Annotated in this window: 3 protein-coding genes and 1 pseudogene; all 4 read left to right on the top strand. The window is 35.6% G+C overall.

Annotated elements, in window-relative coordinates; genetic code table 11:
- A pseudogene (locus tag CVS91_RS10070) lies at positions 1 to 297 on the top strand (hypothetical protein); the annotation flags it as partial.
- 104 nt (positions 298 to 401) lie between these two features.
- Entirely contained in the window at positions 402 to 2,156 is a 1,755-nt protein-coding gene (locus CVS91_RS10065; RefSeq protein ID WP_107831861.1) for a response regulator, read from the top strand.
- Between the two features lie 91 nt (positions 2,157 to 2,247).
- Positions 2,248 to 3,381 (top strand): Cj0814 family flagellar-dependent secreted protein, encoded by a 1,134-nt coding sequence (locus CVS91_RS10060; RefSeq protein WP_107831860.1) that lies wholly within the window; start codon positions 2,248 to 2,250, stop codon positions 3,379 to 3,381.
- A 12-nt stretch (positions 3,382 to 3,393) separates the two neighbouring features.
- Positions 3,394 to 4,180 (top strand): cell surface protein (locus CVS91_RS10055; RefSeq protein WP_234409694.1); only part of this gene is annotated, 787 nt, incomplete at its 3' end.

Below are 4,180 nucleotides of genomic sequence, written 5' to 3'. Positions count from 1 at the left end.
AAAAACGAGCAAGGTCTTGTGCTGCAAGGTGGTACAACAAGGATAACTGACGAGGCTCTTAGTGTATATAAAAACTATCAAATAATTACAAAGCAAGATAGGAGCGAAATAGGCATACCAAAGGCTTATTATGATGAGATACTATCTGGCAAGAAAGATCTAAAGGATATACTAGCCAGGATTTTAAAGCTTAGAAATTTAGAGCTTAAAAAAGATCAAACGCTTGAGGGACTAGCAAATAAAATAATGGATGTTTTAAAAGAATTTGATGAGAGGACGAAGACAAGAGAGCTTTAAAAATATAACATAGTAGGCATTCGCTCTAAGCCCTTTTAGCCCCCATACTACTAAACATTTTTTATATTTGCCGATATAAGATATATATTTTAAAAGGATTTAAAATGACGATATCACCAAATTTAGAGCCCATAAATATAAATCTACCCAAAGATATGATCTATTCAAGGGTCCTTCTTGGTGTAGATAGAGTGCAAACTTTAGACAACATAAATTTAAAGTCTGAGCTTAAAGACATCGCTACTAAGCTCATCTCAAATAGCACCTACTCTATCATCCAAAGTGCAGGCACCAGTGGCGTGAAGTCAGAGTATGCTAAAGCAGACAACGGAACAAACGATGCTTTTTCTTACGTGGATATCCAGCGGAGAAACTGGGACAAAAAGGACTTTGAAAACAAATATCTCTTTGGCGAAGATGCCTCAGCACTAAGGAAAGTGGATCAAACTAGCACCTATTTTTCATCTATAAATTCAAAAACTCCCATTAAGCCCATTGCGGCAGCAGATACTAAATTTACAAATTTAAATGACTACGCCTATGAAAAAACGATAAAAACTTCACTGGGTGATGTAGAGGTCTTTTTGGATCTTTATAACGATAATGACAAACTAGGCATAGGCAAGCTAGATGCAAATGGATTTTTATTTAACTTTGATAGCAACAAGGACGGAGTGATAAATTCTGGTGATAAATACTTTGATAAGCTAAAAGTTAGAGGCTACGATAAAGACGGAAATGAGAAAATTTTCAAACTAAGCGAAGTTGTAAGCGAGATAAACCTTAACGACTTTATCAAAAAAGATATTAGAAATTTAAGCCATGAGGCTATGGACTTTGCTAGCAAAAACACGGTTGATTACAGAGTTAGTTTAAACAACTCAAACCCTTATACTCTATTTTCGGCCGAGTATCGCTACCAAAAGATAGACAAAGAAGAGACTAATAAATTTTTCAAAGATCATGCAGACAAAGACGGCTGGGTAGATCTTAGGGATAATAAGATATTTAACGAAGAGAGCGGCTTGAACAACTTTGCCTATGAGAAAGTTGGCTTTGACGGTAAGAAAAAGCTTAGTGAGTTTAACCCTATCATAAAGCCTTCTGGGTCTAAACAAGATGAGAGCTTTTCATACGCAGGCTATCAAAAAGATAGCTTTATGAAATTTTATAACGACTACCAAAAAGAGTCTAGCGCTCACAGCAAAGATGTAGAGTGGATAAGCAAAAATTTAAAAGAAAATGATGTAGAAGATGCAGATGATCTCATCTCAAAGCTAAAAGCCACAAAGTCATCTTATATGATCGCTATGCAGAGTGAGTTTGAAAAAGCAACTGGGCTTGAGTTCAGCCTAGAAAATTTAGAAAGAGTAAAGCATGCTTTTGAAAGTGATACGAGCAAGGCAGCTGCTGCTCTAAAGGACACAGACAGCGTAATAGCTATGAAGCTAAACAAAAATGGCACGATCACGCTTAAATTTGATAGCGGAAGAGAGCTAGAGGTAAAAGAAATTTATAGCGACACTGGCAAGCTAATCAGTAAAGACGACAAAGATAGCAAAAGAGCAAGTATAAATTTAGATGCTAAGAGCATGAATGATGTAGAGCTAAATAGACTTGACTTTAAAGATATAGGCATAAAGCAAGATGAGAAGATATCTAGCCTAAAAGAGCTTGGAGCAAAGCTAGTTAAAAACCTCTCTGATAAATTTACAAGTAAATTCCTGATCGGACTTGAAAACGGCAAAAGTATCACCACTAAAGAAATTTACAACATCACCTATCTTGAAAATGACCTAAACTTTAAAGAACTATCTAGTAAAGATAGGCTTTATAAAAAGATAGATGCGAGAGTTTAGGAGTAAATTTATGCAGACTAAAAACCCTTTGCAAAATAAATCTTTTCACAAAAAAGACGATATCTTTAGCATAAAGCTAAAAGGATATTAGATGATAAACGCACTTAGTAGTTACCCCTTAAATTTAGAGCAGAACATAAAGGTATCAACTAAAGTTGCCACCAAACAAACAAGCTCAGAAATTTTAGGCTACAAGGTAGATAAGGATGGCTACTTTACGGATGAGTTTAACAAGCAAGCTGGAATTCCAAGTGACTATAAAATTCACTCAAGCACGTTGGAGTCGTTAATCAGGATAGAGACGCAGCCTGACTATATGCAAAGGACTTTTGATAGCATCGATATACTAAAAACCGTAAATAATGCCTACAAAATCCTCTCCCAAGTCGTTGGCGAAGACACGCTAAATTCAAAAGATAGCTTTAGCGCAGAAGATATAAGAAATTTCCCTCAAGGCTTTTCTTATGATCGTCAAAGTCTGCAAGTAGATCAAAGATATGCTAGTGCTAGTGAGTATTCTGCGGTAGAAGATAGCTTTGTGCATACGCCAACAAAGACCATAAGCACGCTCTTTTACAATGGCTCTTTGTCTATTGCGGCAGATAAGCAGATACATCCAAAAAACGTAACATACATCTTTAACAACGCAAATGGCGGTAAAGAAAACACGGTCATTGGTATATTTATGGATCCACACGGAGAAAAATACACTAACAAAGATGGCTCCATAACTAAAGGTGGTCTTATAGCTGGCGTGCTAAATCACAACCTAGACATATACGAGGGCGAAACCACTGCGATAGGCAAATATGGCGGCTATGATAAAAACATCAACACAAAAGAATTTCAAAGGTCATTTAATGCCTTTAACGCTATGTGGCAAATGGCTTATGGGGTAAATTTCTCAAAAGCAGATGATGGTGCTGTCTCTATGCTGCCTGATTATATGCAAGATTATGTGAGACACAGACAAAGCCTTGATAAATTTAGCGACCAAGAAGACGAACTCTCATTTAAAAAGGTGATGGAGCATAATCTAAAAATGCTAAAGCTACTCTTTGGTGAGATAGATAAAGATGGCAAAAAGAGCAAAGACTTTATGGATAGCTTTTTAAAATTTAGTATGCCACCTTTAAATTTAGTAAAAGAGCTAAATGAAAACCCAGCTGGAAAATACCTAATAGATATGCTTGGTATAAAAAGAGATGTTGATATAAAGGCATAAAGGGGAGTTGAAATGTTTATTACTACCTATAATGGATCGATGCAATATAAAGAAATTTTAGATGACTACATAGCTCATGGCAATAAAAATTTATCTGCAGAAGATGAGAAAGCTAAAGTTGATGCTTATATGCAAGGACCATTTGGTGCTGGGCTAGATAAGATAATCGGTATAGAAGAAGGAACGGAAGACTGGATAACAAAAACCATAGATAAAATAGATAATATGCTATCAAACAAATACTCTCCAGAAGAGCGAAGAGCTCTATACGGGAAATATCCAGAAACCATAGAAAAAGCGATAGATTGGGAGCTTCAAGGCTATATGGATTTTCTGAGGGATAACTCTATAGACGGCAAACCAACAATAGAAGGTAAGATGATAGGTCTTGGCACAAAAGAAGAAGAGGCCGATCTAAGAGCATTTATGGACAGTATGTCTTCTCTTTATCCAAATAATAACAAGGAGTCACTTAGTCTTTTAGATAGAACCGATCTAAGCATAGAAGAGTTTAAAACATTATTTGCCAAAGCAAGAGAAAAAGCTACAAAGGATGTTGAAGAACAAAGAAAGCAGATAATCAAAGAAGAACAAGAATACAATGCAAATTTAGCTAAAGAGCAAAGCGAGAAGAAATTTAAACCTATGCAGGTTAAAAAGAAGTATGAGACCTATGATATAAATAAGGATCAGAAATTTCTCTACGCAAGAGAGCTTTTAAATTTCAAAGAAAAAAGAGGCATAGATGTCTTAGAGCTTATGCAAAAGATAGATAAGAAGCAAATTTTAAATAAGATGG

It is taken from the genome of Campylobacter concisus (assembly GCF_003048985.1).
GTDB lineage: Bacteria > Campylobacterota > Campylobacteria > Campylobacterales > Campylobacteraceae > Campylobacter_A > Campylobacter_A concisus_AY.
This window is presented reverse-complemented; position numbering and strand designations above follow the sequence as displayed.